Genomic DNA, 26,394 nt, shown 5'->3' with positions numbered 1-26,394 from the left:
TCAGTACTCCTGAAATCAATCGCCGGGTTCAACCATCGATGGCGGGGAAGTCGATCTCGGTCAGGGCGAGATTGTTGAGGTAATTGGTCAAGGTCTGCGCAGCAATGTGGGCAACCACTTCAACGATCTTGGCGTCGTTGATGCCGGCCGCGCGCGCTGCGTCGATCTGCTCATCGTTCAAGTGGCCACGGCTTTCGGTGATTTGCCGGGCGAGGGTGGCGAAGGCGTTGAGTTGGCCGTGCCGGGCGCTGAAGATATCTTGCACAGATAACCCGGCTTTACCGGCAAACAGCGTATGAGCCGCCAGGCAGTAGTCGCAGCCGTTAACCTGCGAGGTGGCCAGGAAGATGGCTTCTTTTTCCGTCGCGCTCAGGGACGTTTTGCCCAGCGCCGCGCTGTGTTGCAGGTAGGCTGCCAGGACCGCAGGGGCATGGGCCAGGGTTTTGAAGACATTCGGCAAAAAGCCGATTTTTTTCTGCACGCCTTCCAGCAGCGGACGGGTGGTTTCAGTGGCGTGTTCGAGGCTCAGGGCGGTGATGCGGCTCATGGTGGTGCTCCGTAGATTCAAGCGCGGTGTGCGCTGGGTACGGGGTCTATGCTATGGAACGGCGGTGGCCTTTAGGGTGCAAATCGTCGAGGATATGCGACAGATCGTCCAAACATGTCGCCCGGGAGACTTTCCATGGATCGCTTGTCCACCTTGCTCACCCACTTCGGCGTCAGTGCCGGGAGCTTCTTCAGTGGAAGTTTTTGCGACTCAGTGGCCTTTGATGGTGAGCAGTCAACGGGGCACGTTCACCTGTTGCAGGCGGGGGAACTGATGCTGAAATTGGCCGATGAACCAGACAGATTGCTGACTGAGCCCACGCTGATCTTTTTCCCGAGACCTTACCGTCATCGTTTACTTGCCAGCAAAGCCTCGGGCACGCAACTGGTGTGCGCTTCGCTGGATTTCTACGGCGGTGCCGGTAATGCCCTGGCGTCCGCGCTGCCTGATTATTTGCTGCTCCCACTCGACAGCGTTCCTACGATGGCCGGCACGCTGGAATGGCTGTTCAACGAAGCCTTCGGCGACACCTGCGGCCGTGAAGCGATGATGGATCGACTGTTCGAGTTGCTGGTGATTCAGTTGCTGCGCCATCTCCTGGCAAGCCGCGATCAACGGCCCGGCATGATGGCCGGTCTCGCGGATACACGTCTGGCGAGGGCCATGAACCTGATGCATGACTCGCCCGAAAAATCCTGGACCGTGGCCCAACTGTCGGCGGCGGCCAACATGTCGCGTGCCAGTTTTGCCGAACACTTTCGTCTAGTGGTCGGGCAGACGCCGGTCGACTATCTGGTGAGCTGGCGTATCAGTCTGGCCCAGAAACGCTTGCGCGAAGGCAAGTCAATTGCGCTGATCGCCGATGAAGTGGGCTACGAAAGCCCCTCGGCGCTGGCCCGGGCCTTTCGCCGAAAAACCGGCATTAGCCCGCGTGAGTGGGCGCAAGAAGGCAAACGTTCGCGATAACGCTGTTGTGGCTTCAAGGGCTGTTTGAGGGGCATGAGATAGACTGAACAGCGAGCGTCGAACCATGGGAGTGTCGAACGTGGCGAAAATCAAATGGACTCGCTGATCACCGCTGCCGCCCGTGCGCTGGCCGCGGGTGATCCGCTCGGCGCATTAAACCGGGTTGCCTTGCGCGACGATGCGCCGGCGCTGGCACTTCGCGGCATTGCCATGGCCCAGCTCGGCGATCTGGAGCGCGCGAAGGTGCTGGTCAAGCGTGCAGCGCGGGCATTTGGCCCAAAAGAGCCCATGGCTCGTGCGCGCTGTGTGGTGGCCGAAGCCGAAATTGCCCTGGCGGCTCGCGATTTGAGCTGGCCGGAAAAAGCCCTCGACACGGCGCTGGCAACGCTCGAAGTCCATGGGGATTGGGTGAATGCGGCGCACGCGCGGTATCTGCAGATTCGACGGTTGTTGCTGATCGGGCATCTCGATCAGGTCGAGGAACGGCTCGCCCGGCTGGACCCGGCGCCCTTGCCTCCGGCCCTGCGTGCCGCGCATGAACTGGTGGTGGCTGGCATCGCGATGCGCCGGCTGGAGATCAAAAAGGCGCGGTCTGCGCTGGAGCGGGCCGAACGCTTTGCAGGCGAGGCCGGGATCCCGGCGCTCAGCGCCGAAGTCGACACTGTAGCTCGCGTCATGAACACCCCCGCAGCCCGCTTAATCAGCCGGGGCGAGGCGCGACCGCTGATGCTGGATGAGGTAGAAACGCTGCTCGCCTCAACGTCGCTGGTGGTCGACGCGTGTCGTTATGTGGTGCGCGGCGCTGGCATGTCGGTGTCCCTGGCCAGGCGCCCGGTGTTGTTCACCCTCGCGCGGGCATTGGCCGAAGCCTGGCCGGCTGATGTCCCCCGGGAAACACTCATCGCCTATGCTTTTCGCTTGAAACTCAGTGATGAATCCCATCGTGCGCGGTTGCGCGTCGAAGTCGGACGGCTGCGAGCGGCGCTTCGACCGTTGGCCGGGGTCACCGCGACGAAGCGTGGCTTTGCCCTGGTGTCGCCGGACGTCGTGGTGCTGGCGCGCCCGGTCGAGGAGCAGCACGCGGCGCTGCTGGCGTTTCTGGCGGACGGTGAGTCGTGGTCGAGTTCGGCCCTGGCACTGGCGCTGGGCACCGGTCAGCGTAGCGTGCAACGGGCGCTTGATGCGCTGGCGGTCGCCGGCAAAGTGCAGACCTTTGGCCGTGGCCGGGCCCGGCGCTGGATGACACCACCGCTGCCGGGATTCGCGACGACTTTGTTACTCACGGCTTTGTTGCCGGGTGATTAGGATCCACTCCACACACCCAGTGAAGAGGATGCATTCATGAAACGATCAACTGCTGAAATCATTCGTGAATATGGCCCGTTTCCCGACGTCGACAGTGTGCATGGCGTCTCGTTTGACGGCCGGCAGGTCTGGTTCGCCTCCGGAGAAAGACTCAACGCCCTGGATCCGGAGAGCGGCCAACCGCTGCGCTCGATCGACGTCGCCGCTGATGCGGGAACCGCCTTCGATGGCCAGCACTTGTTCCAGATTGCCGGTAAACACATTCACAAGATCGATCCGCAAAGCGGCCGTGTACTCGCCACCATCCCGGCACCCGGCGGTGGCGCTGATTCGGGGCTGGCGTGGGCGGAAGGCAATCTGTGGGTCGGTCAGTACCGGGCCCGCAAAATCCATCAGATCAACCCCGATACCGGGGCCATTCTGCACACCATCGAATCCAACCGCTTTGTCACCGGGGTGACTTGGGTGGACGGCGATCTGTGGCATGGCACGTGGGAGGAGGATGAAAGTGAGTTGCGACGAATTGACCCGATCACCGGTAAAGTCCTGGAAACTGTCGAAATGCCGCCAGGGGTGGGGGTGTCAGGCCTTGAGTCAGACGGCGCCGAGCGGTTTTTCTGTGGCGGTGGCAAAAGCGGCAAAGTGCGGGCCGTTCGTCGGCCCGTGTCTTCCTAGAACGTAAACTGGCGCGACGAGCGAGGTGCGCTCTGGGCCAGCTCGATCTCCAGCAGGTGTTCAACCAGCACGTCATTGAGAAAGCGGAATTGATCGTTGAGACCGACCACTTCGTTACTGAAGTGGTTGGCCGCTGCCGGCATCAGCAACGCTTCGAAATTCGGGTCGAACACCAGTGACAGTTCTTTGCGTGACAGGAATTCTTGCGCGTAGTAGTTGCTGCCAAACACCGGAAAACTCACGGCCAGGCTGACGGAGTGGATCATGATGGGCGCTCCTCGGTCTGGCCGATGTCCAGGATAAAACGGGAAAAAAGCGTCAGCGTCACGGCCGTCAGGGCCAGGCAGGTCAGGAGATGGATCAACATGATGTGGCCCTCCGAGGCGGGGTTTGCGTTGGAATGGGGTGATCGTGCGCCTGAGGGGTTTATTGCGGAAGGCATTCGTCGCGATGGTGAATATCGATGGTAGTGATGGTGTTCTTGAGGGCCTTATCGCCGGCAAGCCGGTCTCGCTCCCACATTTGGATCGCGGTGAGTTCAAAACTGTGGGAGCGAGCCTGCTCGCGAAGAGGCCCTTGAACCTTCCATCCAACCCACGGCGAACAAACTGCGCCACCTATACTCAAACCAATAGGCCTTTGAGTTTCGGGCATTCTGCCCAAGGGCGACTGTAGGAAACCGCGATCTTGAACCTGCGTTCGCTGATCGTCGCCGTGTTGGTGGTATTGGCGGGATGCGCCACGCCTGAGCGTGCCCCTGTGGTAGCGCCGGTTGTGGTGGTCGTGTCCGATAGCACGTGGCGGCAGGTGGATCGCGAAATCGTCGCGGCGTCGCAATCGGCCACCGAGCAGACCAGAATCTACTCGCGCGGGGCCATGGAATACTGGCGCACACGGGTCTACCAATTGACCGAAGAGAACTTCATCCCCTGGTTCAGCAGTTACTGGACCCAGGAATGGCTATCGATGAAAGTCAGCTGGTACACCCTCAGTGCCAAGGGCGAGCAGGATGCCTCGGCCAAGCGTTTGGCGGGCTATCTGCTCGAGCAATATCAGGAACGGGTGCTGGCGCCGGTAGCGGTCGAGATTGATCCCGACGCGATTCTCGGCCAGTCCACCGCGTTCTACGTAGACATTCTTCAGGAAGAACTGCAGAAAACCTCCAAGCGTCACGGCATACCGATGGCGCAGCTCAATGGCCGCATCCAGAAAGTCCCCGCCATCGCCCTCGGGCCACCGCCCGCGCGCAATGCCTCGCTTTACCAGGTCGTCCGTACGCAGCCGTTGGACTCACTGCCGGCTTACGCAGCGTTGATTGACAAGATCCACAAGGCGGGGGGCGACAAGGGGATCGGTTCGACGGACACTGCCATGGCGCCAGTGGCCAAGCGCGCCAGTCAGCGCATGGAAGCCGAAATGGCCCCTCGCGGGGCCGCCAGTGCGGTGGCCGCCGCCGCCGGGAAACTCGCCGGGGGCTTGATCACCGTCGGCGTGGCCGGGATTCGCGCGCTCATCCAGGCTGCCGACCGGCCGGACAGCGAGGCGCTGATTCGCAGCAGTTTGGGCAATACGTTCGACAAAGCCTGGATGAAGCTGGTGCAAAATCCGACGACCGGCGTGATGGCAGGGACGCTGTACATGGCGGGGCAGATCGAGGGCAACCTGGCGGTAACTGCCGAACCACCGTCGGTCAATTCGGCCAGCAGGCCTGTCGATTGGAGCCCGACGGAATCGACTAACCATCAGCTCGACCCTCACCCCCCTGCAGGAGAATGACCATGTCTTATGTCGATGGCTGTGTGATTGCCGTACCGACCGCCAACCGCGAGCAATTCAAGAAGCACGCCGAAATCACCAGCGCGATTTTCAAGGAGAACGGTGCCTTGAGCATTGTTGAATGCTGGGGCGACGACGTGCCAGACGGCAAAGTGACCTCGTTTCCGATGGCGGTGAAACTCAAGGAAGACGAAACAGTGGTGTTTTCCTGGATCGTCTGGCCAGACAAGCCGACCCGCAATGCCGGCATGCAGAAAATGATGGCCGACCCGCGCATGCAACCGGACGTCAATTCAATGCCGTTCGATGGTCAGCGGATGATCTTCGGCGGCTTCAACATCATCACTCAGGCCTGAAACACACCCCAGGATCACTCCGCTGTCGGGGTGATCCTGCAACTCTTGCGATTACGGATCTCGTTATCCGTCGGCCGCTCCCTGACGAACTCGAAACGTGGCTCACCTTCGCTATAGTGAACCAGCCAGCCCCATTCCAGCTCGGACTCATCCTGCCCAGGTTTCGGTGGCATCGCCCACCATGGCTCTTTGCTGATGATCTCCCGCATAGCCCCTCCCGTTGTTTTCGGTTGGTTCAACTATAACGTGCATGTCAGGAGGTGCCAGGCGTGAGCGACGAATCCCATGAGCCGCTGAAACGGCTGTTTTTTGCCCTGAACTGCCCGCCCGAGCAACGCAAGGCGATTGCGCAATGGTGTAGCGCGCTTGAACTGCGCAGCGGGCGCCCGGTGCCGGCGGAAAACTTTCACCTGACGTTGAAGTTTTTGGGCGCGGTGGGCGTGGCGCAGATCGCCGATATCTGCACCGCTGCCGCGAAGGTTCGCGTGCCGGGTGGGCCGTTGAAGTTGGCGCTTGATCGGCTGGATGTCTGGCGCAGGGCAGGCGTGCTGGTGCTCGCACCCGAGCAAGCGCCGCCGGAGTTATTGCGGTTGGTGTATGCGCTGGAACAGGCGATGTTGCCGTTTGGGTTTGAGGATGCGCCGAAGGAGTTTCGGCCGCATTTGACCTTGATGCGTGACTACCGGCTGCCGGTGCCTGAGTCCGTGACGCCGCCCGAGTTTTTCCTGCGGGCTGATCGCTTTGCGTTGTTTGAATCGCATAAGGGACGTTATCGGGCATTGGCCGAATGGCCACTCGTTCCCGCATAAAAAATGGCGCCCGAGGAGAGCGCCCAAATTCACCTTAACCGAGGAAGCCAGGTGAGGCCGTTCTGCTGCAGGGAGCGTGCAGCGGTGGTAAGGCGCTGCGGGAACGGAAAACGGTTGAGTCTTGTGTTGCCAGTGCTGGCCTCTTCGCGAGCAGGCTCGCTCCCACAGGGATTGGCGTCGTGCACAAATCTGTGTCTCACCACAAACCACTGTGGGAGCGAGCCTGCTCGCGAAAGCGATTTCACATTCAGCGATTATTTCCCGAGCTTGACCCGCGTCCAGCCCCGGGTCATCACCCGCTGAATCCCGATCGGCATATCCGGAATCGCATACAGCGTCGCCATCACCTCCTGCGGCGGATACGAGCCCGGATCATCCCGAATCGCCTCATCCACCAGCGGCGTCGCTGCGGCGTTGGCGTTGCTGTAGCCGATGTTGTTGGTGATCTCGGCGATGATGTCCGGGCGCATCAGGAAGTTCATGAACAGGTAAGCGTTCTCGACGTTCGCCGCATCCCGAGGGATGGCGACCATGTCGTAGAAACTGCCGGCGCCTTCTTTCGGGATGCTGTAGTCGATCTGCACCGTGTTACCCGATTCCTGGGCGCGGGCCTTGGCTTGCAGGACGTCGCCGGAATAGCCGACCGCCACGCAGATGTTGCCATTGGCCAGGTCGGAGATGTACTTCGACGAATGGAAGTACGCCACAGAAGGGCGAATCTTCATGAACAGCGCTTCAGCTTCGGCGATCTGGCCTTTGTCTTGCGAGTTCACCGGGTAGCCCAGGTAGTGCAGGGCGGCCGGGAGCATTTCGGTTGGCGAGTCGAGGAAACTGATGCCGCAGGCTTTGAGTTTTTCCGCGTTTTCCGGTTTGAATAGCAGGTCCCAGGAGTTGGTCGGTGCGTTGGCGCCGAGTACTTCCTTGACCTTGACCGGGTTGAAACCGATGCCAATCGAGCCCCACATGTACGGGAAGGCGTGAGCGTTATCCGGATCGCTGGCGGAGGCGTTTTTCAGCAGGACAGAGTTGAGGTTTTTCCAGTTCGGCAGCTTCGATTTGTCCAGTGTCTGATAGACGCCAGCCTTGATCTGCTTGGCCAGAAAACTGTTGGACGGCACGACAATGTCGTAGCCGGATTTGCCCGCGAGCAGGCGTGCCTCAAGGGTTTCATTGCTGTCGAACACATCGTAGGTCACGCGAATGCCGGTCTCGTCTTCGAACTTCTTGACGGTGTCCGGTGCGATGTAATCCGACCAGTTGTAGACGCGCAGTACCTTGTCATTGGCCTGGGCGCCGGTAGCCATAGCGCCCAATAAGGACAGTGTCAGCAGAGTCCTGCCAAACATTTTCATCGGTACAACTCCATTCTTTTTTATTCAAATTCGCAAAACAATTGCAGTCTTGGCGCACCCCTTGTAGCAGCTGGCGAAGCCTGCGCTCGGCTGCGAAGCAGTCGTAAAACCTGCGAATTCAATCTTCCAGAAAGAACCGCAGTGTCTGAATTCACGACTGCTTCGCAGCCGAACGCAGGCTTCGCCAGCTGCTACAAAGTGTGCGTGCTGCAGGCCCTTAAGCCGTCGCTTCTACCATTTGCTTGTCAGGTTGCTGCCACGACTCATTGGCGGTCTGGTCCATTGCTTCCTGGATCGCACGCTTGCGGGTGGCTTCGGCGCGGCGGCTGAAGTACCAGACCATGAAGGTCACAATCGATACCGCCAACAGGATCAAACTGGCCACGGCGTTGATCTCAGGCTTCACGCCCAGACGCACCGCCGAGAACACTTCCATCGGCAGGGTCGTCGAACCCGGCCCCGACACGAAACTCGCCAACACCAGATCATCCAGCGACAGGGCAAACGACATCATGCCGCCGGCCGCCAACGATGGCGCGATCATCGGAATGGTGATCAGGAAAAACACCTTGAATGGCTTGGCCCCAAGGTCCATGGCCGCTTCTTCGATGGACAGGTCCAGCTCACGCAAGCGCGCGGAAACGACCACCGCCACATACGCCGCACAGAACGTCGTGTGAGCGATCCAGATGGTGATGATGCCGCGTTCCTGCGGCCAACCGATCAACTGCGCCATCGCCACGAACAGCAGCAACAGCGACAGACCGGTGATCACTTCCGGCATCACTAGCGGCGCAGTGACCAGGCCGCCGAACAATGTGCGACCTTTGAAGCGCGTGACGCGGGTCAGCACAAACGCCGCCAAGGTCCCCAGTGCAACCGCAGCCACCGCCGTGTAGCAGGCGATTTCCAGCGAGCGCACCACCGAGCCCATCAGTTGCGTGTTGTCGAGCAAACCGGCGTACCACTTGAACGACCAGCCGCCCCACACGGTCACCAATTTCGAGGCGTTGAACGAGTAGATCACCAGGATCAGCATCGGCAGGTAGATAAACGACAGGCCGAACACCAGCATCATTTTTGAAAAACCGAAACGTTTCATCCCCGTGCCTCCATCTCTTTGGCCTGGCTGCGGTTAAACAGCAGAATCGGCACAATCAGGATCAACAGCATCACCACCGCCAGTGCAGACGCCACCGGCCAGTCGCGGTTGTTGAAGAACTCTTGCCACAGCACGCGACCGATCATCAGGGTCTCCGGGCCGCCCAGCAGTTCCGGAATCACGAACTCACCCACCACCGGGATGAACACCAGCATGCAGCCTGCGATGATGCCGTTCTTGGCCAGCGGCACGGTGATTTTCCAGAAGTTGTTGAAGTTGCTCGAACCCAAATCTGAAGCCGCTTCCAGCAGGCTTTGATCGTGCTTGACCAGGTTGGCGTACAGCGGCAACACCATGAACGGCAAGTAGGCGTAAACCACGCCGATGTACACGGCCGTGTTGGTGTTGAGGATCTCGATCGGGTGATCGGTCAGTCCGGTCCACATCAAAAACCCGTTTAGCAATCCGTTGTTGCTGAGAATGCCCATCCACGCATACACGCGGATCAGGATCGCGGTCCAGGTCGGCATCATGATCAACAGCATCAGGACGTTTTGCGTTTCCTTGTTGGCCTTGGTAATGGCGTAGGCCATCGGGAAACCGAGCACCAGGCAAATCAGCGTGCTGAACAACGCGACCTTCAATGAGCCGAGGTAGGCCGAGATGTACAGCTCATCGTCGGTCAGCAACAGGTAGTTGCCGACGTTCAAAAACAGCTGAAACTTCTGTTCGGCGTAGGTGTAAATCTCCGAATAAGGAGGAATGGCCAGCGCCGCTTCCGAGAAGCTGATCTTCATCACCAGGAAGAACGGCAACAGGAAAAACAGGCACAGCCACAGGAAGGGAACCCCGATGACGAGCTTTCGACCACTCGGCATCAGCCGCATGAACTGCTGATTGAGTGTTTTCATGAGCGCAGTACCACGCCGCTGTCGTCTTCCCACCACACGTAGACGGTGTCATCCCAGGTCGGGCGCGCGCCACGGCGTTCGGCGTTGGCCATGAACGATTGCACAACTTTGCCGCTTGGCAGTTCGACGTAGAACACCGAGTGACCGCCGAGGTAGGCGATGTCATGCACTTTGCCTTGGGACCAGTTGTAGCGGTTCTCGGGCTTGACCGTGCTGACCAGCATTTTTTCCGGGCGGATGGCGTAGGTGATCGACTTGTCCTGCACCGAGGTGCTGACGCCGTGACCCACGTAAATCTTCTGCTCAAGGTCTGGGCTGTGGATGATTGCGTGACCTTCAAGGTCTTCCACCACCGTGCCGTCGAAGGCGTTCACGTTGCCGATGAACTCGCAGACCATGCGGCTGACCGGTGCTTCGTAGATGTCGACCGGGCTGCCGATTTGCGCGATCCAGCCCAGGTGCATGATCGCGATGCGCTGGGCCATGGTCATGGCCTCTTCCTGGTCGTGGGTCACCATCACGCATGTCACGCCGACACGCTCGATGATTTCCACCAGCTCCAGTTGCATCTGCGAACGCAGCTTCTTATCCAGCGCGCCCATCGGTTCGTCGAGCAGCAGCAGCTTCGGACGCTTGGCCAGGGAGCGAGCCAATGCCACACGCTGACGCTGACCGCCGGACAGTTGATGCGGCTTGCGCTTGGCGTATTGGGTCATGTGCACCAGGCGCAGCATTTCTTCAACGCGGGCGTCGATTTCGCTGGCGGGCAAACGGTCCTGCTTGAGGCCGAAGGCAATGTTCTGCGCCACGGTCATGTGCGGGAACAAGGCGTACGACTGGAACATCATGTTGATCGGCCGCTCGTACGGCGGCATGTCGGTGATGTCCACGCCGTCGAGGAAAATCCGGCCATCGGTCGGGCGCTCGAAGCCTGCGAGCATGCGCAGCAGGGTTGATTTGCCGGAACCGGAACCGCCGAGCAGGGCGAAGATCTCGCCTTGATGAATCTCAAGCGAGACATCGTCTACTGCGCAGGTTTCGTCGAACTTCTTGGTGACGCGGTCGACCTTCAACAACACCTTTTTCGATGTCTGGTGACCTTCAAGAGCCTTCCTGTAAGTGCTGGAGGCGTTTGCCATGTGAAACTCCCAACAGGTTTCAGTCGTCGGGCCAACGCGGCCTGACTTAATAGTTGATTGCAAGCCCGAACCGTGTGGTGCCAGTCAATTCACTCGCGTCCCCTGTAGGAGCTGGCTTGCCAGCGAAGAGGCCGTGGCAGTCGACATCAGTGTCGACTGACAGACCGCCATCGCTGGCAAGCCAGCTCCTACAGGGGTGTTGCGTTGGATTCACTGGCCCGTACCGCTTGGGCTTATTCGGCGCCGCCGTCCTGGCTGCCTGGTAGTACTTGTTGTTATCGCAGTGTGTTGCTGTCGCGAGGGGCGGGCGCGCAAAGGCACGCCCGTCTGACTCGCGGGGGCAGTAATCAGTTGTTTGTGTATTCAGTCAGCGGCTTTTACGCAGCGCGGCCCGTCGCCGGCACGCATCGCCGAACGCCTGGAAAATACTCAAATAAGGAGGATTCGAAAGCACCTGCCACTCCGGGTGCCATTGCACGCCGACTGCAAACGTTGGGCTGTGGTCGACGGAAATCGCCTCGATCAAGCCGTCCGGCGCAATCGCTTCGGCACGCAGGCCGGGCGCCAATCGGTCGATACCCTGACTGTGAATCGAATTGACCATGAGCTCCGCCGGCAACTCCAGGGCTTCGAACACGCCGCCCGGTTGCACAGTGACCGTATGTGCCGGTGCGTATTGCACCGCCAGCTCCGGACTGTCCGCTTCGCGGTGGTCCAGCATGCCCGGCAGTTCGTGGACCTTCTGATGCAGGCTGCCACCAAACGCCACGTTCATTTCCTGAAAGCCCCGGCAGATGCCGAGCACCGGCACGCCGGCCGCAATGGCCGCACGTAATAAAGGAAGGGTCGTGGCGTCCCGCGCCGGATCGTGATCCGTGCCGGGAGCGCTGGCCAGGCCTTGATAGTGGAAAGGTTCCACATTCGAGGGGGAGCCGGTCAGCAACAGACCGTCGAGATGCGCGAGCACATCCTCGATTTCAGTCAGTTCGCCCAGGGAAGGGATGACCACAGGCAGCCCCAAAGCCGCGACGCTGACAGCACGCAAGTACTTGTCGCCGCTGACGTGGTAGGGGTGCAGGCCAATCTGTTTGACGCATGCAGTAACGCCGATCAATGGCTTGAATGCCATTTTTATCACCTCGAAGTTTCACACTTGAACGAGCTTTTCCGGAGCTTAGCCTTGTTGATTTTAATTAACAACTCTCATGTAAAAAATTCTAAACGCCGCACGTCCGATCTCCAGCAATTACACGGTGCGCAAGATCGATCTGGCACTCTCGTCCCCTAAAAAGGCCAGAAAATAAAGGTTGAAGGGTCAAGTGTTCGCTATTGACTTCACTTTGCCGTTCGGGTTGACTGGGCTCGTGAAAGGGTAGTGAACATAATAATTAACAGCTAAAAAATAGGTGCATCATGTCGGTCCCTCTGCGTGCCGTTCAACTCAACGAAGCAAACGCATTCCTTAAGAAATATCCTGAGGTTTTGTACGTCGACCTTCTGATTGCGGATATGAACGGCGTGGTGCGCGGCAAGCGCATCGAGCGCACCAGTCTTCATAAGGTCTACGAAAAAGGCATTAACCTGCCGGCGTCTCTGTTTGCTCTGGACATCAACGGTTCTACGGTGGAAAGCACTGGCCTGGGTCTGGACATCGGCGACTCTGACCGGATCTGTTTCCCCATTCCTGGCACCCTCAGCATCGAGCCTTGGCAGAAGCGCCCGACCGCGCAACTGTTGATGACCATGCATGAACTAGAAGGCCAGCCATTCTTCGCCGACCCGCGTGAAGTGCTGGCCAATATCGTGCGCAAGTTCGACGACATGGGCCTGACCATCTGCGCTGCGTTCGAACTCGAGTTTTATCTGATCGACCAGGACAACGTGAACGGCCGTCCGCAATCGCCGCGCTCGCCGGTGTCCGGCAAGCGTCCGGTGTCGACTCAGGTGTACCTGATCGACGACCTCGACGAATACGTCGATTGTCTGCAAGACATCCTCGAAGGCGCGAAAGAGCAGGGCATTCCTGCCGACGCCATCGTCAAGGAAAGCGCCCCGGCGCAGTTCGAAGTGAACCTGCATCACGTCAACGACCCGATCAAGGCCTGCGACTACGCGGTGTTGCTCAAGCGTCTGGTGAAGAACATCGCCTACGACCACGAGATGGACACCACGTTTATGGCCAAGCCGTATCCGGGTCAGGCGGGCAACGGTTTGCACGTGCACATTTCGATTCTCGACAAAGAAGGCAACAACATCTTTGCCAGCGAGGATCCCGAGCAGAACGCCGCGCTGCGACACGCGATCGGCGGTGTGCTCGAGACCCTGCCGGCGCAGATGGCGTTCCTGTGCCCGAACGTCAACTCGTACCGTCGTTTCGGCGCCCAGTTCTACGTGCCGAACTCGCCAAGCTGGGGCATCGACAACCGTACCGTAGCCGTGCGTGTACCGACCGGTTCGCCGGACTCAGTGCGCATCGAGCATCGTGTAGCCGGTGCCGACGCCAACCCGTACCTGTTGATGGCCTCGGTTTTGGCCGGTATTCACCACGGCCTGACCAACCAGATCGAACCGGGCGCCCCGGTCGAAGGCAACAGCTACGAGCAAAACGAGCAGAGCCTGCCGAACAACCTGCGTGATGCACTGCGCGAGCTGGACGACAGCGAAGTCATGGCCCGTTACATCGACCCGCTGTACATCGACGTGTTCGTGGCGTGCAAGGAAAGCGAGTTGGCCGAGTTCGAGAACTCCATCTCCGACCTTGAGTACAACTGGTACTTGCACACTGTCTGATTCTTCGATGTCGCCTGATGCACCGCCTTCGCTGGCAAGCCAGCTCCTACAGGGTTGTGTGTCGGGCGCAGCATCTGTGAGCGACATGGATCAACTGTAGGAGCTGGCTTGCCAGCGAAGGCGGTCGATCAGCCAGCCCCCGTCGTCTGACACACCGATATCCAATATTCCTCTGCGTCGAGTCACAACCATGACAAACACTCGCAGCGACTGGGAACAACGCTTCCAGTCCCTAACACTCGAAGGCCGTGCATTCATCGACGGCCAATATTGCCCTGCACTCAGCGGCGACACCTTTGAATGCATGAGCCCGGTCGACGGTCGCTTTCTGGCCAACGTCGCCAGCACCGACGAAGCCGACGCCAATGCGGCCGTCGCCGTCGCGCGCCGCACCTTCGAATCCGGCATCTGGGCCAACCTTGCCCCGGCCGAGCGCAAGCGCACCCTGATCCGCTTCGCCGACCTGATCCTGGCCAACCGGGAAGAACTGGCCCTGCTCGAAACCCTCGACATGGGCAAGCCGATCAACGACTCGATGAACATCGACATTCCAGCGACCGCCAACGCGATCCGCTGGAGCGCCGAAGCCATCGACAAGATCTACGACGAAGTCGCCGCCACCCCGCACGATCAACTCGGCCTGATTACCCGCGAACCTGCCGGTGTGGTCGCCGCCATCGTGCCGTGGAACTTCCCGTTGATCATGGCCAGCTGGAAGTTCGCCCCGGCGCTGGCTGCCGGTAACTCGTTCATCCTCAAGCCTTCGGAAAAGTCGCCGCTCACGGCCATTCGCATTGCGCAACTGGCGCTGGACGCTGGCATCCCGAAAGGCGTGTTCAACGTCCTGCCGGGCTACGGCCACACTGTCGGCAAGGCGCTGGCGCTGCACATGGACGTCGACGTGCTGGCCTTCACCGGTTCGACCGCGATTGCCAAGCAACTGATGATCTACGCCGGGCAAAGCAACATGAAACGCGTCTGGCTCGAAGCCGGCGGCAAGAGCCCGAACGTGGTGTTCGCCGACGCGCCGGATCTGCGCGCGGCAGCACAAGCGGCGGCCGGTGCGATTGCCTTTAACCAGGGCGAAGTCTGCACCGCCGGTTCGCGCTTGCTGGTGGAGCGTTCGATCCGCGAGCAGTTCATTCCGCTGTTGGTGGAAGCGCTGCAAGCGTGGAAACCGGGGCACGCACTGGACCCGGAAACCACCGTCGGCGCAGTCGTCGATCAGCGCCAACTGGACAACGTGTTGCGTTACATCCAGGTAGGCAAAGACCAGGGCGCGCAACTGATCGCCGGCGGCAGCCGCACCCTCGAAAGCACCGGCGGCCTTTACGTGGAACCGGCGATTTTCGACGGCGTGACCAACGCCATGACCATCGCCCGTGAAGAGATCTTCGGCCCGGTGCTGTCGCTGATCACCTTCGACACCGTTGAAGAAGCTCTGGCCATCGCCAACGACAGCATCTTCGGCCTGGCCGCTGGCGTCTGGACCAGCAACCTGAGCAAGGCCCACACCTTCGCTCGCGGCTTGCGCGCCGGCAGCGTCTGGGTCAACCAGTACGACGGCGGTGACATGACCGCGCCGTTCGGCGGGTACAAGCAGTCGGGTAACGGTCGGGACAAATCGCTGCACGCGTTCGACAAATACACCGAACTCAAAGCGACCTGGATCAAGCTCTAATACCTATAAAAAAAGCGACGGGCGCCGGCACGCTGCCGGTGGCCATCGGAGAAAGCTATGAAACAAGATTCTGTGAAACAAACCCACGTAAACAGCTACTACGCCGCCACCCGCAACTTCACCGGCGATTTCCCGGTGCTTGAAGAGTTGGTGGAATGCGACGTCTGCATCATCGGCGCCGGCTACACCGGTTTGTCCTCGGCCCTGTTCCTCGCCGAAGCCGGCTACAGCGTCACCGTACTGGAAGCCGCCAAAGTCGGTTTCGGCGCCAGCGGTCGCAACGGTGGCCAACTGGTCAACTCCTACAGCCGCGACGTTGATGTCATCGAAGAGCGCTACGGCGACAAAACCGCCGAAGTCCTCGGCAGCATGATTTTTGAAGGCGCCGACATCATCCGTCAGCGCATACAACACTACGACATCCAGTGCGACTACCGTCCGGGCGGCATCTTCGCCGCGATGAACAAAAAGCAACTCAAAGGCCTGGCCGAGCAGAAGAAAAGCTGGGAGCGCTACGGCAACAAGAACCTGAAAATGCTCGACACGGCTGACATCAAGCGTGAAGTCGGTTCCGACGCCTACGTCGGCGGCCTGCTCGACATGCAGGGCGGCCACATCCACCCGCTGAACCTGGCCCTCGGCGAAGCTTCGGCCATCATCGGTCTGGGCGGCAAAATCTACGAACAATCGGCGGCAGTAGAAATCACTTACGGCGAACCGATCACCGTACGCACCGCCAAAGGCGTAGTGCGCGCCAAATACCTGCTGATCGCCGGTAACGCTTATCTGCCGCAGGGCCTCGACAATCGCGTGACCAGCAAGAGCATGCCGTGCGGCTCGCAAATCGTCGTCACCGAACCGTTGTCCGAAAAGGTTGCGCGCAGCCTGATCAAAAACAACTACTGCGTCGAAGACTGCAACTACCTGCTCGACTACTACCGCCTCACCGCCGACAACCGCCTGCTGTACGGCGGTGGCGTGGTCTATGGCGCGCGGGAACCGGACGACATTGAACAACTGATCAAGCCGAAAATCCTCAAGACCTTCCCGCAATTGAAGGACGTGAAAATCGACTACCGCTGGACCGGCAACTTCCTGTTGACCATGTCCCGCATGCCGCAATTCGGCCGCATCGAGAAAAACGCCTACTACATGCAAGGCTACAGCGGCCACGGCGTCACCTGCTCGCACCTGGCCGGCAAACTGATCTCGGAAATGATCCGCGGCGACGCCGAACGCTTCGACGCGTTCGCCTCCCTGCCACACATGCCAATGATCGGCGGCCGCACCTTTTCAGCACCGTTGACCGCCCTCGGCGCCGTGTACTACTCGCTGCGCGATCGTATCGGCATCTAAACCTGCTGCAATCCCTGTAGGAGCCGAGCTCGCTCGCGATGGCGGCGGCACAGCCAACATTGATGTCGCCTGACACACCGCCATCGCGAGCAAGCTCGGCTCCTACAGAGATCTATGGAATGCACAAAATTTGTATTCGCTCAGGTCAAAACTGTGGGAGCGGGCTTGCCCGCGAAGAGGCCATATCCGCCAGCATCGATATCGCCTGACACACCACTACCCTGTAGGAGCCGAGCTTGCTCGCGATGAGGCCATCCCCGTCGCCATCAATGCCAGCTGACACACAGCAACCGCCCCTACAGTTTTCACAGCCAAACCCCCTGAATTCAGGTCAAAACAACCTTTTTACCCAACCACTTATCGAACCTGCTGAGCAACACGAACAAACGTGATTTAATACCCGCCTTTCAAATTTCCGGGACAGGGAAGCGGTGTTTTCGCGGCCAAAAGTCGCCCGCCATCCACCCCCATTACCCCTTAAGTAATTCACGCATAAGGCTGTCATGGACACGGGCTCAAGACTCAAATTAGTACGCGAAAGCTATAAGCTGTCCCAGCGCGAGCTGGCCCGGCGTAGCGGCGTCACCAATGCCACCATCTCCCTGATCGAACAGAATCGCGTCAGCCCCTCCGTCAGCTCCCTGAAAAAACTGCTCGAAGGCATACCGATGTCTCTGGCGGACTTCTTTACCTTTGATCAACCGCCGCGTGAGCATCAATACGTGTTTCGGGCTAATGAACAGCCGGATCTGGGCCGTCATGGTCTGCGGTTGTTGCTGATTGGGGCTTCGGTGCCGAGTCGGCAGATGCGGTTGTTGCGCGAGCAGTACGCGCCTGGGGCAAGTTCGGGGGAAGAGCCGATTGTGCATTCGGAAGGGGAGGAGTGTGGGCTGGTGACGCGGGGGACGGTTGAGTTGACGGTTGATGGGCAGATTAGTGTGCTCAACGCTGGGGATGGTTACTACTTCCCGACAACCCTGCCGCACAAGTTTCGCAACATTGGCCAGGATGAAGCGGAAATCATCAGCGCCAATACCCCGGCAAACTTCTGATACCAAAAATGGACGCAGCCCTGTAGCAGCTGCCGAAGGCTGCGTCCGAAGCCAAAAACGGTTGACATTTATTTTGTGAGATTGAATATTTCTCCGGCGCAGGATAGCGCAACAGGGATCGACAAAAATAAAATCAAGGAATAAACGGAGAGACTGATGAACATTCAGGAAGCGTTCAATGTGGCAGCAGGCATTAAATATCCTTATTGCCGAACCAAGAAAAAAATGTTCACGGAAGTCGGAAAGTAAGTGCGCGATTTTCAGCAGTCTCTGCTGTTCTCGATGGTGCTGTCGATTTCGTTCGGACCGATTGCATTAATTATATTGCGGCAGTCAATATTGCATGGCCGATTTAGTGCGGTGCCAAGTGCACTAGGCGCCGCAGTCGCCGATGTTTTATATGCCGTGATTGCGTTATTGGGTGCAGCACTTGTGAGTGTGTTCGTGTTGCAATATCGGAACCTGTTGGTCTTTGCATCCATCGTCTATCTGTTTTATTTGGGGGTAAAGATACTGAAGTATGCAGATCCCGATATGTCGGTTTCGCAACAGGCTGGGTTCATTTCTGTTTTTGCTTTGACGATGACCAATCCACTGACCATCGTTGCAATCACTTCTTACGTTTTTGCCAACCATTCAGGTGGGGTAGCGGTCAATATTCCTGCATTTATTTCAGGTTTTTTTATTGGTAGCTTCGTTTGCCAAATGGTTTATGCGTTAAGCGGTGATGCTGTGGGTAGGATGTTGTCTGGAAGGGTGAGTTTTCGAATATTAAATTGGATGAGTGGTTTTTATCTGATTACATTCTCTATGTGGAAATTAGGTTATTTAATTAAGGCTGAGGGGCTTTTGTTGGGGGTTGGCTGATCTGTGAATGTTTGCCGTTTCAGAGCGAATTTCTCAAAAAGGTGACAAATCTATTTAATAAATAGCGGTGTCACCTTTTGCAGGTCACCTATTACTGACTAAAGCAAGCGCTCTGCTTCTTGGGCGTATCAAACCCACGCTGCTCAATCACCCGAAACACATCACTCACATCCTGGATCAGAATCCGGGCGATGTTTGTGACGGTGTTGATGTCGTTTTCGGCGTAGTCGGGGAGGCTGGTGCAGGCCATGAGGTTGAGGTATTTGAGGACGACGTTGAGGCGCTCGCTGACGCAATTGTGGAGTTCGCACAGTGGGGCGTCGCTGTCGATGAGCAGGACGGGGTAGTCGGTGGCGAGTTGGGACATTGGGGTGAAGCGGCGGGGCGGGTTCTGATTGGTCATAAATGTCAGTCCTTAAAAGAAAATCACAGCCGCCATAAACATGGCGGCGCTTGGTGTCTTCCTTTAGGGCTGCGAAACCCTATCGCTGACTGCGGTCAGCGACGGGTCGAATATAGGCGTCGATTTTGGCGGCTGAAAAAGGGGTTGTAGGACGTAAATGCGGGTTTGGGGGGATGGTTAAGACGACGTTTTGTTGATCGGCAATCGTGATATCAGAGGTTGTTTAGTGTCAGGTGGACGTTGCCTGCAGGGTTTGCGGCTGCTGCGCAGCCGGACGCAGGCTTCGCCAGCTGCTACAGGATTTGGGCGTGTTTAGAAATGCGGTACGGGATGGGGTGGCTTCGCTGCCCAGCGGGAGCATGCTCCCTCGCCACAGAGGGCGCTTTCCTACACGTTTTTCGGATGGCCAGAAAAGACAAAGCCCCGAATCATCGGGACTTTGTGCAGTTACCAAAATCGATGTTGCGGATCGTTCGCCCCACTGCCTGGCCTGCGGCGAATGCGGGTTGTGTTCGGTGTGTTTCGGGCCGAACGCTGCCCATGCCAGGACGCCAATCATCGGCACGAACACGATCACCACGATCCACAAGAGTTTGTTGCTCGATTTGCCTTCGGCTTTTCGGACTCGGTTGATTGCCCATAGCTCGACCAGCAAAAGTACCGCTGTGAGTACGATCCAGATTGTTTCGGTTTGCATTCGCCACCCTCCTGATAGTCATTCAGTTAGGTGAATCGCTGTGGGCTGGGTTGATTAAATTTCAGGTTTTTTGGGCGGAGTGAGCGGGGTGCTCGCGATTTAGAGCTGGCAGTTCAATTGATGTTGAAGGTCAGGGCCTCTTCGCGAGCAGGCTCGCTCCCACAGGGGGATTGGGTTGCAAAGGTAGAAACAGGGGACTTCCTTTACGTTTTAAACCGCAGACATCCTTTGCAGGTGAGGCACGCCGAGTTTGCTCAGGTGTTCACCCACGCCAGCCTGACCGGCAGAGAGATTAGACCCGCCTGGGCGGCGGGTCTGGCGGGGCATTAATGCATCTTGCTGTGATCCGCCATGCCGAGCGCGCGGACGTCGGCCTGCACTTCGATAATTTCCTGCTCGCCCTTGGCGTTTTTCACGGTCAGGGTCAGCGGGACTTTATCGCCTTCCTTAACCTGAGCGGTCAGGTCAATGAGCATCACGTGGTAGCCATGGGGATCGAAGTTCACAGGCTTGCCTGCCGGCAGCGCGACGGACTCGACCATTCCCATTTTCATCACATCGTCTTTCATGCTCATTTGGTGAATCTGTACCGTTTTAGCCACCGGGGATTGAACGCTCAGCAGGGTGCTGTCGCTGTCGGCTTGCAGGGTCATGAAGGCGCCGGTGGACGGTTGGTCGGCAACGGTCGCGCGGACCCAGGCATCGTGGACCTGAGTTTGCGCGGACACCTGGAAGGCCAGGCCAATCAGCGACAGACCGAGGGCCAGTTGTTTGATGCGTTTGAAGGATGTTGAAGTCATTAGCAGACCTCCATGACGGTGAGCAGGTCTTCTGCGCACTCTTGGGCGGTAAGGGACGCAGACAGTCCCAGGCGCAAAGTGCCCCGGGAGTCGAAGACATAGCTGGTCGCGGTGTGGGAGACGGTGTAGCTCGAACCGCTGGGGACCTTTTCGAAGAACACCCCGAATTCCTTGGCGGTGGCGGCGGTCTCTTCCAGCGTGCCGTGCAGCGCTTCGAACGTCGGGTCGAATGATTTGACGTATTTGTCGAGCATCTGCGGCGTGTCGCGTTCCGGGTCCAGGGTGATGAAGATCACTTGCAGCTTTTCGCCATCGCGGCCCATCAGCTTTTTCGCTTGGGCGGCGCGGGCCAATGTGGTCGGGCACACGGCCGGGCATTGGGTGAAGCCGAAGAAAACCATCGGCATCATCCCGCGATAGCTGGTCAGCATCCGGGTTTCGCCATCGGCGTCCTTGAGCTTGAAAGTACGGCCCATGATCTTGTCGCTGAGGTCCTTGCCGTGTTTGAACGACAGTTTGCTGCTGTCATCGCAACCGGCCAGCAGGCCGAGGCTCAACAGGCTCATGCCGCGCAGGACAGTGCGACGGGTATACAACGTACTCATGGAGGGGAAATCCTGTGTAGCGACGTGAAATCTGTGGCGGCTGATGAATCAGACGAAAAAAGCGCGTGGATATTAACAAACTGTTGCGCTGTGCTGCGCATTGTCGGACCGGCGCGGGTTGCGGTACAGAGACAGAACCGGAAGAAAACTACGGATCAGTAGCCATAACGCGATCCTTGTAGCAGCTGCCGAGCCTGCGAGGCTGCGTTCGGTGCGGGCCGCGTTCGGACGAAGCCGTCGTGAAATCAGTCAATGCGGTGTGTCAGGCCCACCGTGCACTCAGGGTTTACGACGGCTTCGCCGCCGAACGCAGCCTCGCAGGCTCGGCAGCTGCTACAGGGGAGGCGTTGCAGCGGACACATTGCAGATACATGAGTGCGCTTTCATGGGGCAGTCCAACACCACAATGAGAGCATTGCCATGTACCGCAAATTGCAGCAAGCCGCCCGATTCCTCAGTCAGAGCGCACGTTTGATGGTCGGCGTCCCTGACTACGACAACTACGTCGCGCAAATGGTGCTCAAACACCCGGACCAGCCGGTCTTGAGCTACTCGATGTTTATTCGTGAGCGTCAGGAGGCCCGCTACGGCGGCAAGCAATGCACGACGCGTTGCTGCTGAACGCCTCTGTGAACGCCGCAATCAGCACAATGTTCTCGCTATCGCGTTTCGACTGCTAAGCTTCGACGTTGCAGCGTCCGAGCCTTCCCGGGCGTGGGCGTTGCACAAGGGCAAGGAGTACGACTTCAGTATCAATTCCACTTCAAAAGAGGTGGCGAGCGATTGTCGGTATCCTGCACGGAGGCAGGCAATGGTGATCAAGCACGTAAGCAATTCGAGTGCCGAGGGTGTCCCCGAGCCACTTGATCGTGAAGAAATGGAGCGGGTGCTGGCGCAGCTGTTGTCCAGCCCGGTGTTTGCCAAGTCCCGACGGATGGGCGATCTGCTGCGCTATCTGCTCGAGCATGACCTTCAATCTCCGGGCATTGCGCTCACCGAGCACGCTATCGGCCTGGCGGTGTTTCGCCGTGATCCGGCGATTTACTGCACCGGCGACGATCCGGTGGTGCGCGTGCAGGTGGGGCGGCTGCGACGCAAACTCGCGACCCATTACACCACCACCGGTCAGCAAGACCCGGTACGCCTGAGCATTCCGGCCGGGTGCTATCGGCTTGCTTATCAACGACTCCGGCCCAAAGCGATCGCGACGCGCCATCCGGTGCTGCAGATTCAGCCGTTCACCTGCATCACTCGCGACGGCGATGACTTTGCCCGGGGCTTGTGTGAAGAGCTGAGCTGCCGGCTGTTCGAGTCGTTCGAGCAGACGCAAAGCCATGGCAACCACGTGTTGATGAAGGTGCCGCGCAACAGCGTCAAAGCCTCGGACCTTGTGCGGGTCGGGCGCGGCAATTATTCACTGGAGGGCAGCGTACGGGTTGAATCGTCCCGGGTCCGGGCCTCGGTGCGCCTGATTGATGTCGCTCAGGGGCGGATTCGCTGGTCAGAACAGTTTGATCGCAATCGCCCTTACGGCATTGCCACTCAGGAAGATCTGGCGCAATCCATCTGCCAGTCATTGACCGGGTATTTCGCCCGGGGTGGCGGTGACGCTTGAGTAGACGGGGCAACCGCAAGGTTGCCCCGGATGCAGGTTTTACACGACGGTCCAGCTGCCGCCGGAGTAGAGGCGGGTGGCGGTGTTGTCGAAGGTCAGGTCGATTTCGACAGATTGAGAGCGCGAGGTACTGAACATGGTGCTGGTCTGCACATTCTGTTCGAACCACACCAATATGGTTTCGATCGGGGTCAGCGCCGTGGAGCCGAGGACCACTGGACTGGAAGCCACGTAGATCGGCGTGCTGACCTGCTTGCCATCGATGCCGGTGGACAATTGGCTGACGCCGGGGTGGATATTGCCGTAATTGTTGATCAGGGTGATCGCCGTGTCAGGGCCGCCGCTCGTCGCCGAACCCAGCAGGCCGGAACTGTCTAGCACGGACTGTTGGCCCAGGCCGATAGTGATGAGGTTGGTCGAGACATCCACTTGCACGTTGGCCTGGAACGAGTTGGAACCGAACAGCTGATATTGCGGGGTCCAGCTGAAGGTGCTGTTACTCAAGTATTGGACATAAGACTGCCAGACCACGTTGTAGGCTTCGGTACCGACCTTCTTGGCAAAACACAGCTTGTAGCCGGACTGTTTCAGCGTGGTCAGGTCGCCAGCGGCGATCTGGATCTTCACCGACTTTTGTGTGGCGGCCAGGGTTGAGGTCAACACCTTGCTGTAGTCGGTGGATTTCAGGGCCGTTGGAGCGGCCAGGATCGATTTGACGGCCGCTTGCACGTCATCATGCAGCTGCTGTTGATGGGCACTTACCGCATTGGATTTGCTCATGATTTCCCTATTCCTTGGTGTGGTGTGTCGGGCAGTCAATGGCCCTTTGAGCTCATTGACGGCTTCACTGTAGGCGGGCGGGGCAGGGCGGCGAAGTGTCTTGGCGTTACAGTCAGAGGGCTTATCAACACTGTTCCTGCCCGGCAGGTAACAGCGTGCGTAACGGCGGTGTATCAACCGATGAAACAGAGGGGCGGCCGTTTGACCGCCCCGCCGTTGCGTCAGCAAAGGTGAAGTTCCAGCTGTTACGTTTGCCTTTGGCGACCTCGATCAGCTTGTTATCGAACATGGTGTGATTGACCAGGCCGGTGTAGGTCATTTTTCGGCTGGCATTGGTTCCGGTCACTTCACCCGGTTTATTGGCCTGCCAAAGCCCGCAGAAGTGACAACACGGTCGGTAAGGTAACAGCGAGGATGTCGTCGGAATCAGCCACGAAACAGTGGCGTATCAACCAATGTTGGCGCGCATTCCCCAGCACTCGCGTCACTGCGCAATGAAATCGCGAATCGCCTGAATGGTCGGCGTCGGCGCTTCCTCCATCAGCCAGTGACCAGCCCCCGGGATCACCACTTCGGTCACGTTGTCCGCCGCGTTGCGCATCACGATCGCTTCATTGGCCCCAAAGGATTTTTCCCCGCCGATGGCTAGTACCGGCATCGTCAGCCGCGTCTTCATTGAGGCTTCATTGTCCACGGCGTCCTGACGAATGCTGCCGAACTGGGCGAAGGCCGCGTGCATCACACCGGGGCGGGCATAGAGGTTGGCGTAATGCTGACGGGTGGCTTCATCGATTTTGCTGCGGTCCCCCGCGAATTCGTTCCAGAACCGGTCCAGGTAGATGCGTTCACGACCTGCCACCAGCCGCTCGGCGTCCGGCCCGCCAAAGTCGAAGTGCCAAAGCATCGGTGAGCGGACGATATCGTTCCAGGGCGGGATGCCGGGCACCGGGGCGTCCATCACCACCAGGCGATCCGTCAGCTGCGGATATCGCGAGGCGTAAGCGAAGGCGACCATGGTGCCGATGTCATGGCCGATGACCACCGAGTGCTCGATCCCCAATGCGGCCAACACGCCACGGATGTCGCCCGCCTGGGTCTTCTTGTCGTAGCCGTTGTCCGGGATCGACGACAGCCCCAGGCCGCGCAAGTCCGGCACCACAACGGTGTGATCCTTGGCCAGGTCAGCCGCCAGTGGCGCCCACATGTCGCCGGTGTCACCAAAACCATGCAGCATCACCACGGCAGGCCCTTTGCCGCCGACGCGCACATGGATTTTCACGCCTTCGACGGTGATGTCTTGCGTACGAAAGTCAGCAGGGAATGGCGTCACCCCGGCCAGGGCCGGGAGGCTGAGTGCAAGCAGCAAGGAAGCGGTCAGCAGGGTGCGCAGCATGACGGTGTCTCCAGGGTACACGTGGGAAGTGGCGTACCTGAAGCAGCGTAGACCGCTTACGAGGGCATCCGCCTTAAGGCACGTGCTTTTCCATGGTCGCCTTCAGCGCCTCAGTCACCAGTGCCGTCACAATCGGTTCTGAAGTCGAGCGCATCTCTGCACCGACGGTGGCTAGCTGTGCTTTTACTTTTTCCACGTAGGGTGAGGCCGGCCCATCAGCGACGAGCGATGACAGTTCTTCTTCAGAGAACGACTTTTCATAGGCCCGCGCCAGGTTCTTATCCCATTCCGGCTGATACTTGGGCAGCAATGCGGTGATTTCCTCGGACACGATGCGCCTGGCATCGTCAGCCCCCAGTTTCTCGGCGATCACCGAGTAGGAGACCGTTCCCTGCGCCGTCGACAGTGCAAGGGCCGGGAGATTGCTGCCCATGTGGGCTTTGGCGACGAGGGTGCGGGCTTCATTCAGGGCGGGGGTATCCACAGAGGCTGAATCTGAAAAGGTGAATAACAGGGTCAAGGCGAATAACAGGGTCAAGGCGATAGCGGCAGAGGAAATTCGATGCACGTTTGGGCTCCATGGGTGAGGGCAGAAACAAGGGCATCAGAACAGCGTAGCCCAGGCTCATCGCGCCACCATTGGTTTAATCAATAGTTACCATCAAGGAACGCAAGTTCTGTTTTTTCGCCAAGAGAGGAGGATAGGCACATACCGAATTCGCCCTTGAAGGAACCTGCGCGATGAGAATGTCTACCTTGGTGGCTTTTATCGCCGTATTCAGCGGCAGCGTCGCCGCCACCGTGCCGGCTTACGCGGCTGACCCGTCTTGCCATTTCCTACCGATCGCCGACAGCGCAACCAGCCTGCAGCATGCCCGATCGGTGGGCGTGCTCTACAGCGAAAATACCCTCAACACCCTCCAATACCTTGAGCAGTACCACGCGGTAGCGGTGAACGGCGCGAAGAATCCTCAGCTGGATTCGCGCATCAGCAACGCGTTCGTCAACAGCTCCGATCCGAAGCTTGCGATCAACTGGCTCAAGGGCTCGCTGCAAAAAGAGTTCGGCTCGGTGACCGTCTACGACAACCTCGACGCACTGGTGCAAGCCCATCCCGACGTGGTGGTGATGCTGGATACCTACAGCCGTCTGGTGTCCAAGCGCAATAATCAGGTCGAAGCGCGCTTCATGGCCAAGTTCTACGATGCAAACCTGCAGTACATCGGCCAGGCCGAAGGCTCACGCGCACAGCAAATGCCTTCGGTCTGGGTGCATGGCAAAGCAGCGCCGGAAATTGCTGCGCAAATCGACCAGCAAACCGAGTTGCAAGTGAGCGCGCTGAAGCAATTTGATGCTTCGCTGAAGGCGTTGGTGAAGTCGGACAGTGTGGCGCACGTTGCCAGTAACTGACGCAGCT

At 58.8% G+C, this 26,394-nt stretch carries 29 protein-coding genes and 1 pseudogene; 14 read left to right on the top strand and 16 right to left on the bottom strand.

Features of this window, described 5'->3' with window-relative positions; all coding sequences use genetic code 11:
• Positions 1–28: 28 nt before the first annotated feature.
• Positions 29–547, bottom strand: a complete 519-nt coding sequence (locus tag KGB06_RS12395; protein ID WP_223516070.1) for a carboxymuconolactone decarboxylase family protein — start codon at positions 545–547, stop codon at positions 29–31.
• A 135-nt stretch (positions 548–682) separates the two neighbouring features.
• On the opposite strand from KGB06_RS12395, the gene KGB06_RS12390 reads away from it, so the two are divergent.
• From KGB06_RS12390 to KGB06_RS12380, 3 genes are all read left to right on the top strand, one after another.
• Complete coding sequence (locus tag KGB06_RS12390; protein WP_223516067.1) at positions 683–1,513, top strand: AraC family transcriptional regulator; 831 nt, start codon at positions 683–685, stop codon at positions 1,511–1,513.
• Between the two features lie 93 nt (positions 1,514–1,606).
• Positions 1,607–2,818 (top strand): helix-turn-helix domain-containing protein, encoded by a 1,212-nt coding sequence (locus KGB06_RS12385; protein ID WP_223516064.1) that lies wholly within the window; start codon positions 1,607–1,609, stop codon positions 2,816–2,818.
• Positions 2,819–2,854: 36 nt separating this feature from the next.
• A complete protein-coding gene (locus tag KGB06_RS12380; protein ID WP_223516061.1) occupies positions 2,855–3,493 on the top strand; it encodes a glutamine cyclotransferase in 639 nt (212 codons plus the stop codon).
• Here the strand turns inward: KGB06_RS12380 and KGB06_RS12375 are convergent.
• The gene (locus KGB06_RS12375; RefSeq protein ID WP_223516058.1) at positions 3,490–3,759 is read right to left on the bottom strand and encodes a hypothetical protein; all 270 of its coding nucleotides are present in this window, start codon (positions 3,757–3,759) and stop codon (positions 3,490–3,492) included. The genes KGB06_RS12380 and KGB06_RS12375 overlap by 4 nt on opposite strands.
• 421 nt (positions 3,760–4,180) lie before the next feature.
• On the opposite strand from KGB06_RS12375, the gene KGB06_RS12370 reads away from it, so the two are divergent.
• Together KGB06_RS12370 and KGB06_RS12365 are read left to right on the top strand one after the other, a co-directional pair.
• Entirely contained in the window at positions 4,181–5,269 is a 1,089-nt protein-coding gene (locus KGB06_RS12370) for a hypothetical protein (protein WP_223516055.1), read from the top strand.
• 2 nt (positions 5,270–5,271) lie between these two features.
• Entirely contained in the window at positions 5,272–5,625 is a 354-nt protein-coding gene (locus KGB06_RS12365; protein ID WP_223516051.1) for a DUF1428 domain-containing protein, read from the top strand.
• Positions 5,626–5,639: 14 nt separating this feature from the next.
• Here the strand turns inward: KGB06_RS12365 and KGB06_RS12360 are convergent, their stop codons facing one another.
• Positions 5,640–5,834 (bottom strand): hypothetical protein, encoded by a 195-nt coding sequence (locus KGB06_RS12360; protein ID WP_223516048.1) that lies wholly within the window; start codon positions 5,832–5,834, stop codon positions 5,640–5,642.
• 60 nt (positions 5,835–5,894) lie between these two features.
• Here KGB06_RS12360 and thpR point away from each other — a divergent pair, with 60 nt between their 5' ends.
• Positions 5,895–6,434 (top strand): RNA 2',3'-cyclic phosphodiesterase, encoded by a 540-nt coding sequence (thpR, locus tag KGB06_RS12355; protein ID WP_223516046.1) that lies wholly within the window; start codon positions 5,895–5,897, stop codon positions 6,432–6,434.
• Between the two features lie 254 nt (positions 6,435–6,688).
• Here thpR and KGB06_RS12350 read toward each other — a convergent pair whose 3' ends face one another.
• From KGB06_RS12350 to KGB06_RS12330, 5 genes are all read right to left on the bottom strand, one after another.
• Positions 6,689–7,786 carry a polyamine ABC transporter substrate-binding protein gene (locus KGB06_RS12350; protein WP_223516043.1) on the bottom strand — a complete coding sequence of 366 codons (1,098 nt, stop codon included), beginning with the start codon at positions 7,784–7,786 and terminating at the stop codon, positions 6,689–6,691.
• A gap of 217 nt (positions 7,787–8,003) precedes the next feature.
• Positions 8,004–8,888, bottom strand: a complete 885-nt coding sequence (locus KGB06_RS12345; RefSeq protein WP_223516040.1) for an ABC transporter permease subunit — start codon at positions 8,886–8,888, stop codon at positions 8,004–8,006.
• Positions 8,885–9,766, bottom strand: a complete 882-nt coding sequence (locus KGB06_RS12340; protein ID WP_223516125.1) for an ABC transporter permease subunit — start codon at positions 9,764–9,766, stop codon at positions 8,885–8,887. The genes KGB06_RS12345 and KGB06_RS12340 overlap by 4 nt, the downstream gene beginning before the upstream one ends.
• Before the next feature lie 29 nt (positions 9,767–9,795).
• A complete protein-coding gene (gene potA, locus KGB06_RS12335; protein ID WP_223516038.1) occupies positions 9,796–10,938 on the bottom strand; it encodes a polyamine ABC transporter ATP-binding protein in 1,143 nt (380 codons plus the stop codon).
• A gap of 367 nt (positions 10,939–11,305) precedes the next feature.
• Positions 11,306–12,067 carry a gamma-glutamyl-gamma-aminobutyrate hydrolase family protein gene (locus tag KGB06_RS12330; RefSeq protein WP_223516035.1) on the bottom strand — a complete coding sequence of 254 codons (762 nt, stop codon included), beginning with the start codon at positions 12,065–12,067 and terminating at the stop codon, positions 11,306–11,308.
• 284 nt (positions 12,068–12,351) lie between these two features.
• Here KGB06_RS12330 and KGB06_RS12325 point away from each other — a divergent pair, with 284 nt between their 5' ends.
• From KGB06_RS12325 to KGB06_RS12305, 5 genes are all read left to right on the top strand, one after another.
• Entirely contained in the window at positions 12,352–13,728 is a 1,377-nt protein-coding gene (locus KGB06_RS12325) for a glutamine synthetase family protein (RefSeq protein ID WP_223516033.1), read from the top strand.
• A 190-nt stretch (positions 13,729–13,918) separates the two neighbouring features.
• Positions 13,919–15,409 (top strand): aldehyde dehydrogenase, encoded by a 1,491-nt coding sequence (locus tag KGB06_RS12320; protein WP_223516030.1) that lies wholly within the window; start codon positions 13,919–13,921, stop codon positions 15,407–15,409.
• A 72-nt stretch (positions 15,410–15,481) separates the two neighbouring features.
• The gene (locus KGB06_RS12315) at positions 15,482–16,765 is read left to right on the top strand and encodes an NAD(P)/FAD-dependent oxidoreductase (protein ID WP_411741846.1); all 1,284 of its coding nucleotides are present in this window, start codon (positions 15,482–15,484) and stop codon (positions 16,763–16,765) included.
• 503 nt (positions 16,766–17,268) lie between these two features.
• A complete protein-coding gene (locus tag KGB06_RS12310) occupies positions 17,269–17,817 on the top strand; it encodes a cupin domain-containing protein (protein ID WP_007946335.1) in 549 nt (182 codons plus the stop codon).
• 249 nt (positions 17,818–18,066) lie between these two features.
• Entirely contained in the window at positions 18,067–18,684 is a 618-nt protein-coding gene (locus tag KGB06_RS12305) for a LysE family translocator (RefSeq protein WP_223516024.1), read from the top strand.
• A 91-nt stretch (positions 18,685–18,775) separates the two neighbouring features.
• Here KGB06_RS12305 and KGB06_RS12300 read toward each other — a convergent pair whose 3' ends face one another.
• From KGB06_RS12300 to KGB06_RS12285, 4 genes and pseudogenes are all read right to left on the bottom strand, one after another.
• A complete protein-coding gene (locus KGB06_RS12300; RefSeq protein ID WP_223516019.1) occupies positions 18,776–19,087 on the bottom strand; it encodes a fructose-bisphosphate aldolase in 312 nt (103 codons plus the stop codon).
• Between the two features lie 496 nt (positions 19,088–19,583).
• Positions 19,584–19,784, bottom strand: a pseudogene (locus KGB06_RS12295) (PLD nuclease N-terminal domain-containing protein); the annotation flags it as partial.
• Between the two features lie 326 nt (positions 19,785–20,110).
• The gene (locus tag KGB06_RS12290; RefSeq protein ID WP_223516017.1) at positions 20,111–20,584 is read right to left on the bottom strand and encodes a copper chaperone PCu(A)C; all 474 of its coding nucleotides are present in this window, start codon (positions 20,582–20,584) and stop codon (positions 20,111–20,113) included.
• Positions 20,584–21,189: an SCO family protein gene (locus tag KGB06_RS12285; RefSeq protein WP_223516014.1), complete on the bottom strand. Its 606-nt coding sequence runs from the start codon at positions 21,187–21,189 to the stop codon at positions 20,584–20,586. Before KGB06_RS12285 ends, KGB06_RS12290 begins: the two co-directional genes overlap by 1 nt.
• A gap of 420 nt (positions 21,190–21,609) precedes the next feature.
• Here KGB06_RS12285 and KGB06_RS12280 point away from each other — a divergent pair, with 420 nt between their 5' ends.
• The gene (locus tag KGB06_RS12280; protein ID WP_223516011.1) at positions 21,610–21,810 is read left to right on the top strand and encodes a YbdD/YjiX family protein; all 201 of its coding nucleotides are present in this window, start codon (positions 21,610–21,612) and stop codon (positions 21,808–21,810) included.
• Between the two features lie 190 nt (positions 21,811–22,000).
• Positions 22,001–22,804, top strand: coding sequence for a hypothetical protein (locus tag KGB06_RS12275; RefSeq protein WP_223516009.1), 804 nt, complete (start codon positions 22,001–22,003; stop codon positions 22,802–22,804).
• Positions 22,805–22,843: 39 nt separating this feature from the next.
• Here KGB06_RS12275 and KGB06_RS12270 read toward each other — a convergent pair whose 3' ends face one another.
• The 4 genes from KGB06_RS12270 to KGB06_RS12255 form a co-directional block, all read right to left on the bottom strand.
• Positions 22,844–23,584, bottom strand: a complete 741-nt coding sequence (locus KGB06_RS12270; RefSeq protein ID WP_223516007.1) for a hypothetical protein — start codon at positions 23,582–23,584, stop codon at positions 22,844–22,846.
• Positions 23,585–23,708: 124 nt separating this feature from the next.
• Complete coding sequence (locus tag KGB06_RS12265) at positions 23,709–23,930, bottom strand: hypothetical protein (protein ID WP_223516004.1); 222 nt, start codon at positions 23,928–23,930, stop codon at positions 23,709–23,711.
• A gap of 138 nt (positions 23,931–24,068) precedes the next feature.
• Entirely contained in the window at positions 24,069–24,977 is a 909-nt protein-coding gene (locus KGB06_RS12260; protein WP_223516002.1) for an alpha/beta fold hydrolase, read from the bottom strand.
• Between the two features lie 73 nt (positions 24,978–25,050).
• Entirely contained in the window at positions 25,051–25,545 is a 495-nt protein-coding gene (locus KGB06_RS12255; RefSeq protein WP_223515999.1) for a hypothetical protein, read from the bottom strand.
• A 173-nt stretch (positions 25,546–25,718) separates the two neighbouring features.
• Between KGB06_RS12255 and KGB06_RS12250 the strand changes: the two genes are divergently transcribed.
• Entirely contained in the window at positions 25,719–26,387 is a 669-nt protein-coding gene (locus KGB06_RS12250) for an ATPase (protein ID WP_223515996.1), read from the top strand.
• Positions 26,388–26,394 lie beyond the last annotated feature (7 nt).

It is taken from the genome of Pseudomonas sp. GL-B-19, from assembly GCF_019956415.1.
Classification (GTDB): domain Bacteria; phylum Pseudomonadota; class Gammaproteobacteria; order Pseudomonadales; family Pseudomonadaceae; genus Aquipseudomonas.
Note: the sequence above shows the minus strand (reverse complement) of the source record. Positions and strands in the feature narration are given on the sequence as shown.

Bases quoted from the DNA above. Each gene is read 5' to 3' on its own strand.
- KGB06_RS12385 (WP_223516064.1), top strand. From the start codon at position 1,607: ATGGACTCGCTGATCACCGCTGCCGCCCGTGCGCTGGCCGCGGGTGAT.
- KGB06_RS12375 (WP_223516058.1), bottom strand. From the start codon at position 3,759: ATGATCCACTCCGTCAGCCTGGCCGTGAGTTTTCCGGTGTTTGGCAGC.
- KGB06_RS12285 (WP_223516014.1), bottom strand. From the start codon at position 21,189: ATGAGTACGTTGTATACCCGTCGCACTGTCCTGCGCGGCATGAGCCTG.
- KGB06_RS12340 (WP_223516125.1), bottom strand. From the start codon at position 9,766: ATGCCGAGTGGTCGAAAGCTCGTCATCGGGGTTCCCTTCCTGTGGCTG.
- KGB06_RS12360 (WP_223516048.1), bottom strand. From the start codon at position 5,834: ATGCGGGAGATCATCAGCAAAGAGCCATGGTGGGCGATGCCACCGAAA.
- KGB06_RS12300 (WP_223516019.1), bottom strand. From the start codon at position 19,087: ATGACCAATCAGAACCCGCCCCGCCGCTTCACCCCAATGTCCCAACTC.
- KGB06_RS12330 (WP_223516035.1), bottom strand. From the start codon at position 12,067: ATGGCATTCAAGCCATTGATCGGCGTTACTGCATGCGTCAAACAGATT.
- KGB06_RS12395 (WP_223516070.1), bottom strand. From the start codon at position 547: ATGAGCCGCATCACCGCCCTGAGCCTCGAACACGCCACTGAAACCACC.
- KGB06_RS12270 (WP_223516007.1), bottom strand. From the start codon at position 23,584: ATGAGCAAATCCAATGCGGTAAGTGCCCATCAACAGCAGCTGCATGAT.
- KGB06_RS12325 (WP_223516033.1), top strand. From the start codon at position 12,352: ATGTCGGTCCCTCTGCGTGCCGTTCAACTCAACGAAGCAAACGCATTC.
- KGB06_RS12310 (WP_007946335.1), top strand. From the start codon at position 17,269: ATGGACACGGGCTCAAGACTCAAATTAGTACGCGAAAGCTATAAGCTG.
- potA (WP_223516038.1), bottom strand. From the start codon at position 10,938: ATGGCAAACGCCTCCAGCACTTACAGGAAGGCTCTTGAAGGTCACCAG.
- KGB06_RS12320 (WP_223516030.1), top strand. From the start codon at position 13,919: ATGACAAACACTCGCAGCGACTGGGAACAACGCTTCCAGTCCCTAACA.
- KGB06_RS12365 (WP_223516051.1), top strand. From the start codon at position 5,272: ATGTCTTATGTCGATGGCTGTGTGATTGCCGTACCGACCGCCAACCGC.
- KGB06_RS12275 (WP_223516009.1), top strand. From the start codon at position 22,001: ATGGTGATCAAGCACGTAAGCAATTCGAGTGCCGAGGGTGTCCCCGAG.
- KGB06_RS12250 (WP_223515996.1), top strand. From the start codon at position 25,719: ATGAGAATGTCTACCTTGGTGGCTTTTATCGCCGTATTCAGCGGCAGC.
- KGB06_RS12350 (WP_223516043.1), bottom strand. From the start codon at position 7,786: ATGAAAATGTTTGGCAGGACTCTGCTGACACTGTCCTTATTGGGCGCT.
- KGB06_RS12290 (WP_223516017.1), bottom strand. From the start codon at position 20,584: ATGACTTCAACATCCTTCAAACGCATCAAACAACTGGCCCTCGGTCTG.
- KGB06_RS12380 (WP_223516061.1), top strand. From the start codon at position 2,855: ATGAAACGATCAACTGCTGAAATCATTCGTGAATATGGCCCGTTTCCC.
- KGB06_RS12390 (WP_223516067.1), top strand. From the start codon at position 683: ATGGATCGCTTGTCCACCTTGCTCACCCACTTCGGCGTCAGTGCCGGG.
- KGB06_RS12280 (WP_223516011.1), top strand. From the start codon at position 21,610: ATGTACCGCAAATTGCAGCAAGCCGCCCGATTCCTCAGTCAGAGCGCA.
- KGB06_RS12260 (WP_223516002.1), bottom strand. From the start codon at position 24,977: ATGCTGCGCACCCTGCTGACCGCTTCCTTGCTGCTTGCACTCAGCCTC.
- KGB06_RS12345 (WP_223516040.1), bottom strand. From the start codon at position 8,888: ATGAAACGTTTCGGTTTTTCAAAAATGATGCTGGTGTTCGGCCTGTCG.